13 protein-coding genes are annotated in these 14,654 nt (G+C 58.5%); 4 read left to right on the top strand and 9 right to left on the bottom strand.

Translation table 11 applies throughout. The features are described from left to right. Window positions 1–32: 32 nt before the first annotated feature. The 3 genes from OMP40_RS19105 to OMP40_RS19095 form a co-directional block, all read right to left on the bottom strand. Window positions 33–1,631: an extracellular solute-binding protein gene (locus tag OMP40_RS19105; RefSeq protein ID WP_277533740.1), complete on the bottom strand. Its 1,599-nt coding sequence runs from the start codon at window positions 1,629–1,631 to the stop codon at window positions 33–35. Between the two features lie 69 nt (window positions 1,632–1,700). After that, window positions 1,701–2,564: a carbohydrate ABC transporter permease gene (locus OMP40_RS19100; protein ID WP_277534894.1), complete on the bottom strand. Its 864-nt coding sequence runs from the start codon at window positions 2,562–2,564 to the stop codon at window positions 1,701–1,703. Between the two features lie 40 nt (window positions 2,565–2,604). Beyond that, window positions 2,605–3,165 carry an ABC transporter permease subunit gene (locus tag OMP40_RS19095; protein WP_277533739.1) on the bottom strand — a complete coding sequence of 187 codons (561 nt, stop codon included), beginning with the start codon at window positions 3,163–3,165 and terminating at the stop codon, window positions 2,605–2,607. On the opposite strand from OMP40_RS19095, the gene OMP40_RS19090 reads away from it, so the two are divergent. Beyond that, window positions 3,140–3,418, top strand: coding sequence for a hypothetical protein (locus OMP40_RS19090; RefSeq protein WP_277533738.1), 279 nt, complete (start codon window positions 3,140–3,142; stop codon window positions 3,416–3,418). The genes OMP40_RS19095 and OMP40_RS19090 overlap by 26 nt on opposite strands. Window positions 3,419–3,782: 364 nt before the next feature. Here the strand turns inward: OMP40_RS19090 and OMP40_RS19085 are convergent, their stop codons facing one another. The 3 genes from OMP40_RS19085 to OMP40_RS19075 are packed head-to-tail and all read right to left on the bottom strand — an operon-like array spanning window position 3,783 to window position 5,894. Further along, complete coding sequence (locus tag OMP40_RS19085; protein WP_277533736.1) at window positions 3,783–4,031, bottom strand: helix-turn-helix transcriptional regulator; 249 nt, start codon at window positions 4,029–4,031, stop codon at window positions 3,783–3,785. Further along, a complete protein-coding gene (locus OMP40_RS19080) occupies window positions 4,021–4,908 on the bottom strand; it encodes a hypothetical protein (RefSeq protein WP_277533735.1) in 888 nt (295 codons plus the stop codon). Before OMP40_RS19080 ends, OMP40_RS19085 begins: the two co-directional genes overlap by 11 nt. A 44-nt stretch (window positions 4,909–4,952) precedes the next feature. Next, window positions 4,953–5,894: a cache domain-containing protein gene (locus OMP40_RS19075; RefSeq protein ID WP_277533734.1), complete on the bottom strand. Its 942-nt coding sequence runs from the start codon at window positions 5,892–5,894 to the stop codon at window positions 4,953–4,955. 378 nt (window positions 5,895–6,272) lie between these two features. On the opposite strand from OMP40_RS19075, the gene OMP40_RS19070 reads away from it, so the two are divergent. The 3 genes from OMP40_RS19070 to OMP40_RS19060 all read left to right on the top strand — a co-directional run bounded on the left by OMP40_RS19070 (window position 6,273) and on the right by OMP40_RS19060 (window position 10,457). Next, window positions 6,273–8,381: an EAL domain-containing protein gene (locus OMP40_RS19070; protein ID WP_277533733.1), complete on the top strand. Its 2,109-nt coding sequence runs from the start codon at window positions 6,273–6,275 to the stop codon at window positions 8,379–8,381. A gap of 4 nt (window positions 8,382–8,385) precedes the next feature. Beyond that, a complete protein-coding gene (locus tag OMP40_RS19065) occupies window positions 8,386–10,041 on the top strand; it encodes a thiamine pyrophosphate-binding protein (RefSeq protein ID WP_277533731.1) in 1,656 nt (551 codons plus the stop codon). A 68-nt stretch (window positions 10,042–10,109) separates the two neighbouring features. Then, window positions 10,110–10,457: a carboxymuconolactone decarboxylase family protein gene (locus OMP40_RS19060; RefSeq protein ID WP_277533729.1), complete on the top strand. Its 348-nt coding sequence runs from the start codon at window positions 10,110–10,112 to the stop codon at window positions 10,455–10,457. 2,136 nt (window positions 10,458–12,593) lie between these two features. Here OMP40_RS19060 and OMP40_RS19055 read toward each other — a convergent pair. The 3 genes from OMP40_RS19055 to OMP40_RS19045 all read right to left on the bottom strand — a co-directional run bounded on the left by OMP40_RS19055 (window position 12,594) and on the right by OMP40_RS19045 (window position 14,535). Further along, on the bottom strand, window positions 12,594–13,499 hold the full coding sequence (locus tag OMP40_RS19055; RefSeq protein WP_277533727.1) for an N-acetylglucosamine-6-phosphate deacetylase: 906 nt from the start codon (window positions 13,497–13,499) through the stop codon (window positions 12,594–12,596). A 73-nt stretch (window positions 13,500–13,572) separates the two neighbouring features. Then, entirely contained in the window at window positions 13,573–13,752 is a 180-nt protein-coding gene (locus tag OMP40_RS19050) for a hypothetical protein (protein WP_277533726.1), read from the bottom strand. Between the two features lie 45 nt (window positions 13,753–13,797). Further along, window positions 13,798–14,535: a glucosamine-6-phosphate deaminase gene (locus OMP40_RS19045; protein ID WP_277533725.1), complete on the bottom strand. Its 738-nt coding sequence runs from the start codon at window positions 14,533–14,535 to the stop codon at window positions 13,798–13,800. Between the last annotated feature and the right edge of the window lie 119 nt (window positions 14,536–14,654).

The following is a 14,654-nucleotide window of genomic DNA, read 5'->3' as shown; positions in this document are numbered from 1 at the left end:
CTCCGGCGGCAGGCCATGCTTCCGCAAATCGCTCAGGCTTTGTTGCGCTCGGCGTAGAGCTGCTCGGCTTCGTCCCGCGCCTTCGCGAGCCCCAGGCCGTTCAGCTTGGCAACGAAATCGTCGAAGCCCTTGTCCGTATCCACCTGGCCGGTAATGAATTTGATCTCGTACTCCTTGATCATCTTGGTGATGGCGTCGGCATTCGCGATCCAACTGGGCAGAATGGCATTCGGCAGCACGTTGTACAACCGGGTGACGTCCGGCTTGACGACGCTGGCCCGGAATTCCAGCTGACTCTTCGGCCTGTCGAGTTCCCGCATCGTGTTGGCTTTGAACAAGCCGTAGAAGTAGCCGATCCCGGCCACGGCTCCCGCCTTCTGCTGATCCGTGAACTCCGGCTTGGGCACCGCCGCTCCGTCGACTTCGTCGTAATGGACGCCTTTTTCCCCGTAGACGGCCGCCAGGTACGTTTCCGGATCGAATGCGAGCGAATCCAGAAGCTCATAGATTTTGATCCGCTTTTTCTCATCCTTGTGCGCCTCGGCGCTCATGATGATCGGGACGACGCTGTAGCCTTGCGCCCCGGCCGCACGCTTGCCGCTCGGTCCGGTGACGGGCTGCCCCACGGTGAACTTCATGCCCGCCTTCGCCGCATCGCCGCCTATGTTGCCGCTAGGATCCAGGTGGTACCAGAGCGCCTGGTCAAGCATGCCGACTTTGCCGTTGATGAACTTGCCGCGATATTGGTCAAAGTCGTCGGTGATGAACTCCGGATCAAGCAGCTCCGCCTTGTACCAGGCGTTCAGGGTCTTCAATGCCTGTCTCGCGCCTTCCAGCGTAATGCCGAATTGCAGCTTGCCGTCCACCAGCATCCAGGCGTTCGGATTGACGCCGTATGCGCCGAACACCGAGTTGAAAATCTGATTGGAGCCGAGCGTATCTTTGCCCCTTGCGGAGAAGCCGTACGTATCCTTCTTGCCGTTCCCGTCCGGATCGTCGTTGCGGAATTTGGTCAGGACGTCCTCCAGCTCGGCAAGCGTCTTGGGCGGCTCCGAATACCCGATCTTGTTCAGCCAGTCGGTATTGTACGACGGCAGGAAATACGCGTCGCCTTCCCCGTACGTGCGCGGGATGCCGTAGTTTTTTCCGTCGATCATTCCGATGCTCCACAGCTTCGGGTCGAGCTCGTCGATATATTTGGCGTACCTCGGCATGTATTGGCGAATTTCTTCGATCGGGAGCTCTGCCGCGATCCCTTGTTTCACCATTTCGGCATAGCCGTTGATATCGCTGTATCCGGGGATGACGTCCGGAATCTCTCCCGACGACAGCTTCACGTTCAATTGTTGAACCGCCGTCGTGTAGTCCAGCTTGATGTTGTTGAATTTGACGTTGAACTTATTCTCCAGAAACTTCTGGGCATAGGTGTCGTCGGACTCGGGCGGATACCAGCCGACCCATTTCAGTTCGATCGGCTTCTCCGCCGCGGCGGCGGCGGACGGCGCAGCCGACCCGGACGGACTCGCGGAACCCGCGTTTTCTTTGTTATTGCCGTTCGAGCAGGCCGACAGCACCAGCGTCGCCGCAAGCGCGGCGGACAGGGCTGCAGGGATGGCGTTGCGAATTTTCATACATTGGACCTCCCACAAGTTTTTTTTATATTCGACAAGCCGGCGCCGTGGCGAGGCCTGCAAATAACGTCACCCTTTGACGGAGCCGACCAGAATGCCTTTGGTAAAATACTTTTGCAGAAACGGGTATACGAGCAGGATCGGCGCCGTGACGACCATGAGAATCGCCGCCTTGATCGACTCCGGCGAAGTCGCTTGCGCGGACTGAAGCATCTGCAAGATGTCCAGATCGTCGCCCGTGATGATCAGCCGGCGCAGCAGAATCTGAAGGATGGTGAGCTTCGCGTCCTGCGTATAGATCAGCGCGTCGAACCAGGAATTCCAATGAAAAACCGCGCAGAATAGTCCAATCGTCGCCAGAATCGGCTTGGACAGCGGCAGAATGATCGTGAATAAAATGCGGATGTCGTTCGCTCCGTCCATCTTGGCGGACTCCTCGATCTCCGGGGAGAAGCCCATGAAAAAATTTCGAAGGATGATCATCCAGTAGGTATTGATCATCACCGGCAGAATAAGCGCCCATCGCGTATCGAACAGCCCCAGTCCTTTGACCAGCAAATAGGAGGGAAGCAAACCGCCGCTGAAGAACATCGTCACGACGATTAACAGCGTGTAGAACCTCCTGTGCGGCAAATACTTCTTGGACAACGCATAGGCGGCCATCGTCATGACGGTCAGCATAAAAAACGTGCCCACCGCCGTACGGAAGACGGAATTGTACATCGCCGACCACAGATTGCGCGAGACGAACACTTTCCTGTACGCCTCGAGCGACCAGTCCCGCGGATACAGATGCACCCCGAGCCGCAGCGCTTCCTTCGGCGAGCTGAGCGAAATGGACAGCTCGTGCAGGAAAGGATAGACCATGATCATGCACAGCAGCGACACGAACAGCATAAGAACGACCTGGAACAGGCGCTCTCCCCAAGTCATCAAGCCCAAGCGGCATCCTCCTTTCCAAACCGTGTACCGGTTATAGCAATCCTTCTTCGCCCGATTTCTTGATCAAATAATTCGTGAGCAGCACGAGCGCGAATGCGATGACGTTTTTGAACAGGCCGACCGCCGTGGCGAAGCCGAACTGCATTTGCTCCAGGCCAAGCCGGTACACGTACGTGTCCAGAATATCCGCGACCTGATAGGTGGCGGGCGAATACAGGTTCAGCACCTGATCGAAGCCCGCATCCAGAATGCCGCCGATCCGGAAAATGAACATGATGGCGATGACGGGCAAAATCGCCGGCAGCGTAATGTGAAGCATCTGCTTCCACCGCCCCGCTCCGTCGATAACGGACGCCTCGTAAAGCTGCGGATCCGTGCTTGCAAGCGCCGCCAAATAAATAATCGCGCTCCATCCGATTTCCTTCCAAATGGCGGTGGACACCAACGTGAACCGAAAAAAGGTCGGGTCTCCCAGAAAATAGATCGGCTTGATGCCAAGCATGGAAATGAAATAATTGACGACCCCGGTCGAGGGCGACAGCACCGTGATCAGAAAGCCCGACAGGATGACCCAGGAGAAAAAATGCGGCAAATACGTAATCGCCTGCGTCACTTTTTTTGAACCAGCCGATCCGCAGCTCGTTGAACAGCAGCGCCAGAACGATCGGCGCGGGAAATCCGAACGCCAGATGGTAAGCGCTCAAAATCAACGTGTTGCGAATAATCTGATAAAAATCCTGCGAGCCGTTCAGCATCATGTCGAAGTACTTAAAGCCGACCCACGGACTTCCGTTAATACCCTCGAGAATGCGAAAGTCCTTGAAGGCCAACTGCACCCCGTATAGCGGGCCGTAGGCAAAAACGGCGTACCAAGCCAACGCGGGCAGCAGCATGAGAAACAGATACTTGCACTTCTTGTAGCTCTTCCAGACCGCACCGGACATCATGTCCATCCAGCCCCTCCTCGTCTTGTGTCTTTTCGAACCGGCGAGTCGGTCCTGGCTCCTAATGTAAACGCCGCGCCAGTTTTCCGACTACAATAAAAACCGCGAAAAGTGGATGAAAACCAACAACGGCGCTGTATAATATCCGCCTATCATCTGTATACAACCGGATATCCGGCGCCTTCGCCGGCTTTCACGAAGAAGGACGCAAAAAAAAACGGCCTCCCTTCGTGCGGGCAGCCGTCTTTATGGTCCGATTTTCCGCTCACAGCAATTCCGTCGCCTCCGGGGCGGGTTTCCGCTCCCCGGTCGAGGCCTGGCGATATTGCAGCGGAGTGACCCCGTATTTAGCCTTGAATTTGCGGGAGAAATATTGCGAGTATCTGTAGCCGACCTGCAGCGAGATCTCCGAGACGGTCGATTTCGTATTCCGCAGCAACTCCGCGGCCTTCTCCAGCCGGATTCGGGTTAAATACTCGCCGACATGAACGTTCGTGGCTTCCTTAAACAGCATGGAGACGTAATTCGGCGTTAAGTTGGCCCGTTCCGCAAGCGAGTCCAGCGAGATGTCCTCGTCCAGATGCTCGTCCATGTACGCCTTCAAATCGCGTACCAGCAGCAAGTGGCCGTTCGACGCCCGCTGCTCGTAATGCGTCGCCATTTGCCGGGCCATCTCCGCGAGCCAGGCGCCCGTTTCCTCCAGCGTCGTTTTGCGGGCCTCGGCCAACCAATCGCCCCCCCGGCACGAGATGCTGCAAATGATGATCGATCATCAAACCGGACATAGAGGTAACCGCTTGCATGAGATTCACCTCCACCGATTCGATCGACATTCCGCCGCCCGCAAGCTCGGCGATATAGCCGCCGATCATTCGCTCCGCGAGCGAGGAATCTCCGGCCAGCACCGCATTGGAGAAAGGCTCGTAAGGAAAAGGCAGGTGAACGGCCTTGCGGTGCATGATCTCGTCGTACAGAATAACCGCGGGATAGCCGGCCTCAAAACCGTACTGGCAGGCGTATTCCGCGTTGGCCCTCGACTCGTGAACGCTCTCCGGCGACAGCGCCACGCCGCCGATCCCGACGACTAGTTTCCCGGCGCGCGCGTAGAAAGGCATGAGCCTGCGCATTTCCTCGCGGACGCTCAAAGCGGGGGCGGCGTCGGCCGCTTCCGGATAAAACAAGACGACCGCCTCGCGTTCGCCGACAAGGACGAGATCGTGGGGGATCGCCGGCCGGCGTTCGGACAACAGCGTTTGGAACGAAACGACGGCGTCACCGACGTTTTTGACAAGAACGGCCACGTACCGGGGATAAACCGGCAATCCGTCGGGGTTGTCCATGGCGCCCAAATTGCCGTTCACCAGATGGAGCAAGCTTTGGCTGCGGGCCATTTTGCCGAACGGGACGTAAAACCGCTTGGATACGAAGACAGCCGTCAGTATGCCGGCCAGGACGATGACCGCGCAGCTCCATATAATATCGTTCTTGAACTTTTCAGTCGCGAGAAAAAGGAGTTGGTGGGTTTGACGACCACATAACCCCAACCGTTGGCGGACAGGGACGGCGGCAGATAGGCCACGATATTATCGCTTGCGTTATCCTTGGAGACCTCGATCGCCGAGCCGTCCCGGGCGACCTTCTCGCTCGCCAGCTTCATCACGCGGTCCGCTACCGGCCGGCTCTGGAACATAACCGTACCTGCGCGATCGAGCGCGATCAACGTTTCCTTCGAGGCGTTCGTCATTTGATTGAGGATCGTCTTCACGTAGGCCAGGCTGATATCGATGTACAAATAGCCCTTGGCGCTTTTCTGGTTCATCATATAGGGGAGGGTGTACACGTAAGTCAGCACGTCTTCGCCCGTTTCGTCTTTTTTTCGAAGAAGCCAGCGGTTCGGGGCCGTATTCGGCAGCCGGTCGATAAAGGCGCTGTCCGCGGCGTTCGCCGGGGTGCGGTAATAGTGCTTCTCGTCGATGACATAATCCGATTCGGCAAAATAAATCGTGATCCCCGCCAATCCTTCGTTGGCAGCGGCGATGACGTTCAAATCGTTGACGAAGGTCGTGATCTGGTACATGTGGGAAACGGGGGGATCGCTCAGCAGAATCATCAGATCGTCCGTGCTGTCCGGAATGACGGTCGCCATCACCTGGCTGATGAACGTATCTTCGTACTTTTGCAGCAGCGTATTCTCCAGATAGCCTTGAATGTTAAGCAGGGTATGCTGACTGTCCTTCGATATCTCTTCCACCATCACTGCGTTGGCCCTGTCATACAGATAGCCTCCGGCCGTCCCGATGAGCAAAACGGCAAGCGCGCTGTATGAAAGCGCCAGTCGAACGAAGTACCGGTTTCTCCAGCCCGGCATCAATCCCACGCAATCTCCCCCTTGGCACAACGAGTTCTGGTATAGAAGATCATATCGGACAAGAATTGACATGGTCAATGGTTCCCGCAGCATCGCGTATGCCCAGATCGATATCCAGAATCTAACAGAAATAAATTGACAAAAAACTTTACGCGTCGTCATAATAAAAATAGAATCGATTGGCAACGGGATTTCTCCACATCTATGTACATTCTTGCATTTTCCTTGGTAGAGTAGGGGGATCGCTTTGACGAAAGTATCCTTGATCTCGGAGTCTAAAAAAGAGATGTGTGGCGCTAGGCATCGACCCGCAGGGGGTTCCCTCCTTTTACCCGGTTTTTATCGGAAGCCGAGCTGGATCTCAAACGGGCGGAATACGAAGAAATATTGTCCGTCATCGACTTTTTCGTCCATCGGATGCTGGAGCTCATGAAAGGGCTTCCACTTTTGATCCTCATTTCCGACGAGAACGGCTGCATTCTGGAAATGGCCGGGGACGAAACGATCAAAAGCGTCGTTCAGCAATCGGGCATTCGGGTCGGCCTGATCTTCAGTGAGCGCGAAGCGGGAACGAACAGCATTAATCTGGTGCTGGATCACCGCGAGCCCGTCCAACTGGTCGGCGGCGAGCATTATTATGAATTTTTAGGGTCCTCCGCGTGCTATTCGGTCCCCTTCCAATATGCGGATATTTCCAACCTGCTGGGCACCATTACGATCATGACGACCATCGATCAGCACAATCCCTTTTTATTGGCGATGCTGTGCACGGTCGTCGATTCGATCGAACGCGAATTGCTGCTGAAAAAGCAGAACAGACGGCTGCACATCCTGAACCAGGTGGTCATCGAGACGACGCGAAACGGCATTATTATTACGGATCGGGATGGAAACGTTACCGAATTCAATAAGTTTGCGGAAATTTTGACCGGCGCCAAAAAGCAGGACGTCCTTCACCAGCCGATTCCGGACGCCAAAGCGAACGACTTCATTCAAGAGGTGCTCCGGACGGGAAAAGAATACGAAGACATGGAGTTCATCCTGCGCCCCCGGTCGGGGCAGGACGAGCTTGTTTATTTGTTCGACGCGTTCCCGATTCGCGACGGGAACCAGCAGATCATGGGCGCCTTCGCGCAGTTCCGGGACATTACGGAGCGGTATCGCACGCAAAAGCAAATCAATTACCTGGCCTATCATGACGATCTGACGGGCCTGCCGAATCGCAGGTTTTTTACCGGTCATATCGATAAGCTGCTAAGACACGGGGTGAACGACAACAGCATCTTCGCCGTCATGTTTCTCGATCTGGACAGCTTCAAGAAGATTAACGACACGCTGGGCCATAACAACGGCGACGTGCTGCTGAAGCTCGTTGCCGAGCGTCTGAAGAGCTGCTGCCGCGCTGCGGATCAACTGGTGTCCCGAATGGGCGGAGACGAATTCACGATCCTCCTGCACAATATTGCGAACCAGGCGGAAGCCATTCATGTCGCGGAACAGATCATTAAAGTATTCGAGAAGCCGTTCGCGGTGGACGGCTACGAGTTCTACATCACGGCCAGCATCGGCATCGCCTTCTATCCGCAAGACGGCACGAACGTCGAGATGCTGATGAAAAACGCCGACATCGCGCTCTATCGGATGAAGGACGACGGGAAGAACAACTACAACGTCTTCAAGCCTAACCCGGACGGCGGGGGCATTGAACGGCTGACATTGGAAAACTCGATTCGCAAAGCGCTGCAGCTGGGCGAGTTCGAGCTGCATTACCAGCCCCAGGTCGACGTATTGACCGGGGAAGTGATCGGTACCGAGGCGCTCGTCCGCTGGAATCACCCGACGCTCGGCCTGCTCCCGCCGGCCAAGTTCATCCCGATCGCCGAAGAGACGGGACTCATCGTCTCCCTTGGGGAGTGGGTGCTGAGGACCGCCTGCCTTCAACATCAGGTATGGAGGGAAAAGGGCTTCGCCCCGATGCGCGTATCGGTCAATCTCTCCTCTCGCCAATTTTCAAAGCATGATTTGATCGAGAGGATCGAAGAGATCCTGCGCGAGACCCGCATCGATCCCAGGTACCTGGAGCTGGAGATCACGGAGTCGATGACGATGAACGTGGACGGCGCGATCGAGGTGCTCGGCAAGCTGAAGGAGCTCGGCATGCAGCTCTGCATCGACGACTTCGGGACAGGCTACAGCAACCTGTACTATTTAAAATTGTTTTCGATCGACCGGCTGAAGATCGACCGGTCCTTCGTCAGGGACATCATGACGGATACGACCGACGCGGACATCGTCGCGACGATCATCGCGATGGCCCACAAGCTTGGCATCGGCGTCATCGCGGAAGGCGTGGAGGACAGGGATCAGCTGGATTTCCTGCACAGCCACAGTTGCCATGAGGTGCAGGGCTTCTATTATCACCGGCCTTTGCCGGCGGCGCAATTCGAGCGATTGTTGAGGAAAAGAGGGGCAATGAAAACCAATTCGCAAAGGTGATACGATGAAAAAGAGAGTGTACACCCTATTGGTCGAGCATTTTAAAAATTGGGGGATTTCGCACGTATTCGGCATTCCCGGCAAGTCCATCTCTCCGCTGATGCTGGAGCTCGAAAGCTTCGGCATCGAATACGTGCTGGGGCGCCACGAGGCCGGCAGCGGGTTCGAAGCGGCAGGCTACGCATTAGGGAAAAAGACGCTCGGCATCGCGATCGGCACTTCCGGTCCGGGAGGCACGAATATGATCACGGCCGCCGGGCAGGCCAAGGAGTTCCAGCTGCCCGTATTGTTCATTACCGGACAGCCGTCGATGCAGGAGACCGGACGCGCCTTAAGCCAGGATTCAAGCCAATTCGGAGCGGATCTCGTTAAAATGTTCGAGCCCGTCACCTTGTTCAGCGCGCGCATCGAGCGGGGTGATCTTCTTTACCTGTACCTGAAGCATGCTTTGGAAAAAGCCTATACGGGCGAAAAGGGTCCCGTTCATCTCTGCATCCCGTTCGACGTGCTGATGGAGGAGGTCGAGTCCTTCTACCTGCCGCTGCCGGACCACATCTCGCCGGTCGTATCCGGCGATCTCGACAAAGCCGCAACGATGCTGGACGAGGCCAGGAAGCCGGTCCTCTTCCTCGGCAAAGGCGCCGTCATGTCCGAGTCGTATCCCCAATTGCGGACCATCGCCGAGCATTGGGGAATCCCCGTCATGACCACGCCCGGCGGGAAAGGGGCGTTCCCCACCAACCATCCCCTATACTTGGGCGGGTATGGCCTCGGCGGCTCCAGGCTTGCGACGGAATATTTGAAATCCGGCATCGACCTGATGATCGTCGTCGGCAGCAAATTGTGCGACATGTCCTTGTCCGGATTTACGGCCGACATGGCGCCGGAGAAGGTGCTGCAGTTCGAGTACGACCTGACGTTCGCGGGAAAAACGATTCAGGCGCCGACGCAGGTGATTCTTGGCGATATCCAATCCAACCTGACCCGGCTCGTCCGGCGGAGCGGGGCGTCCGCCAAGGCGCAGGAATCGCATGAGGCGCTGGCGGCCCGCGCCGAGGCCGCCGTTGCGGCGACTACGCAGACGGAAGCCGCGTTGTCGGCGGGAACGGCGTTCAGGAGCCTGCGGGCGGCGCTGCCGAAGGACGCGGTGCTGTTCGGGGACGCGGGTAGCCACTCCTTCCATGCCGTGCAAAATTTCGAGATTATCGAGCCGGGAACCTTTTTCTTCGATGAAGTGTTCATCGCCATGGGGGCGGCCATCGGCTATTCGATCGGAGCCAAGATCGCCATGCCCGACCGCCCCGTCGTCTGCGTCACCGGCGACGGCTGCATCATGATGCACGGGACCGAGATCTCGACAGCCGTCAATCATGGCGTTCCGGTCATCTTCTTCGTCCTGAACAACGGGCGACTGGATATGGTGGAGAAGGGCATGTCCTACAACACGGGGCGCTCGGTGGGCGCCGTCTACGAGCGGCCGCTGGACGTCAGCCTGTTTGCCCGATCCATGGGCGCGACGGCCTACCGCTGCGAGACGGGAACGGAAGTCGAGCGCGCCGTTCGGTCCGCCTTGCGGTCCGATACCGCCGCGGTCATCGAGGTCATGGTCGATCCGCAGGAGATCCCGCCGATTCTGACTCGGCTGCTCAGCTTGGATTAAACGATACGGAGGATTATTGGCTATGGACGCGAATCGCTACGATCAAGGCATCGAAGTATTAAAAAAAGATGGTCAGCGAAGAGACGCTGAACGCGACGGTTAAACGTATGGAGAAGTTCAGCCCCGATATGGCCAGGCTGATCGTCGAGTTTCCCTACGGCTCGCTGTACGCCCGGCCGGGCCTGGATCTCAAGCAGCGGAGCCTGCTCACCATTGCGGCGATGCTCGCTTCGGGCGCGGCGACTCAGCTGGATTTTCATATTAAGGGCGCTTTAAACGTCGGCCTTGCGCCCGACGAGATCGTTGAAGCCGTCATGCATTGCGTATCCTACGCCGGCTTTCCCAAGACGCTGGATGCGATGTTCGTCGTCATGAAGGTATTCGAGGAGCAAGGAATTACATACGGAGAAGGATGACGCCTCAGCGTCATCCTTTTTTTTAGCGACCAGAACGCTTAACATCACGGATGTCGTACAGGCTGCACCGGCTATACTTAGGGCGACGATAGGCAGGGAGTTGGCGGGAGGGACGCAGGTGCGGACGCGAGCGGGACGCGAGTGCGGGTGCGGACGCGGGCGGTGGCGGCGAGGACGCGGGTGCGGACGCGGGCGGTGGCGGCGAGGACGCGGGTGGTGCTGGGGACGCGAGTGGTGGTGGCGAGAACGCGGGTGCGGGTGCGGACGCGGGCGGTGGCGGCGAGGACGCGAGTGCGGGTGCGGACGCGGGCGGTGGCGGCGAGGACGCGAGTGCGGGTGCGGACGCGGGCGGTGGCGGCGAGGACGCGGGTGGTGCTGGGGACGCGAGTGGTGGTGGCGAGAATGCGGGTGGTGGCGGCGAGGACGCGGGTGCGGACGCGGGCGGGACGCGAGTGCGGACGCGGGCGGGACGCGAGTGCGGGTGCGGGCGGGACGCGAGTGCGGGTGCGGGCGGGACGCGAGTGATGCTGGGGACGCGAGTGGTGGTGGCGAGAACGCGGGTGGTGGCGGCGAGGACGCGAGTGCGGACGCGGGCGGGACGCGAGTGCGGGTGCGGACGCGGGCGGTGGCGGCGAGGACGCGGGTGCGGACGCGGGCGGGACGCGAGTGCGGGTGCGGACGCGGGCGGGACGCGAGTGCGGGTGCGGACGCGGGCGGTGGCGGCGAGGACGCGGGTGGTGCTGGGGACGCGAGTGGTGGTGGGGACGCGAGTGGTGGTGGCGAGAACGCGGGTGGGTTCGCCGGTGCGTGCGAATGACGACTACGTTCAGCGGTTGAATGCGCGCAGGCAGCCGGTGCCGCCGGACACAGGGGACGCTATTTTCGTAAAAAACGGTCCGAATGGCGATATGGCGGACTGGAGGGGCGTTATTTACTCGGATTAAGGCTATGAAGGGCCGGCAATCCCGCAATAGCGGCGCCTGGGTCCGCGAACAGACCGGGAAGCGCGATAGGAAAAAGAATAAGGGCTCCCCGGTCCGTCCGCTGCGTGCGAATGGGCAACAAATAGGCCGCTGGCGGCTTTTCTAGTGCCCAAATGCGCTTATCGCAGACGATGCACGGGCAAATCGGCGCGCGATAGTGCCCAAATGCGCTTATCGCAGGCGATGCACGGGCAAATCGGGGCGCGATAGTGCCCAAATGCGCTTATCGCAGGCGATGCACGGGCAAATCGGGGCGCGATAGTGCCCAAATGCGCTTATCGCAGGCGATGCACGGGCAAGTCGGGGCGCGATAGTGCCCAAATGCGCTTATCGCAGGCGATGCACGGGCAAATCGGGGCGCGTTAGTGCCCAAATGCGCTTATCGCAGGCGATGCACGGGCAAGTCGGCGCGCGTTAGTGCCCAAATGCGCTTATCGCAGGCGATGCACGGGCAAGTCGGCGCGCGTTAGTGCCCAAATGCGCTTATCGCAGGCGATTCACAGGCAAATCGGGGCGCGTTAGTGCCCAAATGCGCTTATCGCAGGCGATGCACAGGCAAATCGGTGCGCGATAGTGCCCAAATGCGCTTATCGCAGGCGATGCACAGGCAAATCGGGGCGCGATAGTGCCCAAATGCGCTTATCGCAGGCGATGCACAGGCAAATCGGGGCGCGTTAGTGCCCAAATGCGCTTATCGCAGGCGATGCACGGGCAAGTCGGCGCGCGTTAGTGCCCAAATGCGCTTATCGCAGGCGATGCACGGGCAAATCGGTGCGCGATAGTGCCCAAATGCGCTTATCGCAGGCGATGCACAGGCAAGTCGGCGCGCGTTAGTGCCCAAATGCGCTTATCGCAGGCGATGCACGGGCAAATCGGCGCGCGATAGTGCCCAAATGCGCTTATCGCAGACGATGCACAGGCAAATCGGTGCGCGATAGTGCCCAAATGCGCTTATCGCAGGCGATGCACAGGCAAATCGGTGCGCGATAGTGCCCAAATGCGCTTATCGTGTAGGGACCCACACGCCATCGCGCAAGCGCAAGAACCGCACTAAAAATGCGCGGTTCCGGTATCCAAGCTGCAGTGGTTGAATCGCGCGGTTTAATCTTCCTGCGGGAAGAGCGATGCAGACAGCAAGATGCGTGCGTCGGGCTCACCGCCGGTACACGGATGCTCCTGCCGCTACCGTCTCCGTCACGACGACCGCGCCGCCGGGTTCGTAACGGAAGAGCGTCAGATCGGCCCGCATGCCGGGTCGAAGGGCGCCGAGCGCCTCGAATCCCATCAACTTGGCCGGCCGTATCGTTACCGCCTGCACCGCCTCCGCCAGGGACAGGTCGGTGAATCGTACGACATTGGCGATGCCGTCCGCCAGCGAGGAGGCGGAGCCGGCCAGTATGTTTGGATCGGCGGCCGTGTGCAGCAGCCCGTTCGCCTGCAGAACGACCTGTCCGCCGATCGGGCTGCCGTAGGCGCCCGGCGCCATGCCGCCGAAGCGGACGCTGTCGCTGACGAACAGCGCCTTGTCGCGCTTGGCGCGGAGCATCGCCTTGAGCACCGGAGGCGCAAGATGGTGTCCGTCCGGGATAAACGTCGCCCATAGCCGGTCGTCGGCAAGCTGCTGCCAGATATAGTTGGGGTGCCGGGGCAGCATCGGCTCCGAGCCGTTGCCCAGATGCGTCGACACGCGGGCGCCCGCTTGTACGGCTTCCTCCAGTTGTTCGGCGCCGGCTCGGGTATGCCCGATGGCAACTACGACGCCCGCATCCGAGAGGCGTCTGATGAACGGAATGGCTCCTTGGCGTTCCGGCGCGATCGTGACCATCCGGATCAAGCCTTCGGCCGCCTCCTGCAGACGCTGGTATTCGTCCCAATCCGGATCCCGGATATGCGCCGCAGGATGAGCGCCGCGACTCCCGTCCTCAGCCGACAAATAAGGACCTTCCATATGAATGCCGACGATCGAACGGCTGCCGAAGCGACTCTCTCTTACATAAACGGCAATCGCCCCGAACGCGCGCCGCATCCGATCGATCGGCCCCGTAATAATCGTCGGCAAGAAGGCGGAGACGCCTTGCGCATGCAGCGCGCGAACGACGCCCTCGAGCTCTGCGGGTGCCAGCGTCTCCCCGTTAAGATCGTATCCCCCCGAACCCGTTCACCTGCAGATCGATCCAGCCGGCGCTGATCCAGGGCAGGTCCTCGTCGCCCGCTTGACGGCCGTCCGCGCTTCTGACGTCGACGATCCGATCTTGCGACACCGTCACTTCCACAACCTGTCCCGTTACCGCGTCTCTGCCTTTGCACTTCATGCCTAACCCCTCCTGTCAAGACGATTGCATGATGCCCGACAGTCCTTAACAACGCTGATAGATCAAGGATGCCGATGCTTGGTCCAGATACAATTGCCAATGGGGATGCGTCTTTAGAATCGTCGAAGGAAATTGCGGATCCACGCTCTTCAGCATCGTGTTGCGAATCGCCTCCGCCTTCACCCCATGCGGCACGACCGAGAGAATATGGCGGCTTTTCATAATCTGCTTCACCGTCATCGTGATCGCCTGTTTAGGTACCTCGTCGCGCGATGCGAACCAGCCCTCGCCAACCTGCTGATCCTTGCAGGAGTCGTTCAGTTCGACAGCCATATACGGTTCATCGATGTCAAAGTCGGCAGGCGGGTCGTTAAAGGCGATATGACCGTTCTCTCCGATGCCGATCAAGGCCAGGTCGATCGGGGCCCGGGCGATCTCTTCCTTAAGGGACTTCAACACGTCCGGGACCGGACCCTCCCCGTCTACCAGATAAGCGCGCTTCACCTTCGCATCCTGCAGGAACCGTTCCTTTAGGTATTTGCGAAAGCTCGCGGGATGCGTTTCCGGCAAACCGATATACTCATCCAGATGGAACATTTCGACCCGGCTCCAATCGACGTTCCTGGCTGTGAAATGCTTCAGAAATTCAAACTGCGACGCGCCGGTCGATAACAACAGCCGTGCCTCTTTTTGCTTGGCCAATACAGCTTGCAAAATTCGCTCCGCTTCGATCGCCGCCTCCAGTCCCGATTGGTCTGCCGTATCCGATATGTGCAAATGCATCGATCTTCATCCTTTCTAAAAAAGTAATCGATTTCTATTTAGAGCGTAACATGATCGTGTTTGCAATTCAACTATTGCTGCCATTGCTTGCCTGAATAAATGCCTCATTTAAGGCTAGA

The organism is Cohnella rhizosphaerae, assembly GCF_029525575.1.
GTDB lineage: Bacteria > Bacillota > Bacilli > Paenibacillales > Paenibacillaceae > Cohnella > Cohnella rhizosphaerae.
Note: the sequence above shows the minus strand (reverse complement) of the source record. Positions and strands in the feature narration are given on the sequence as shown.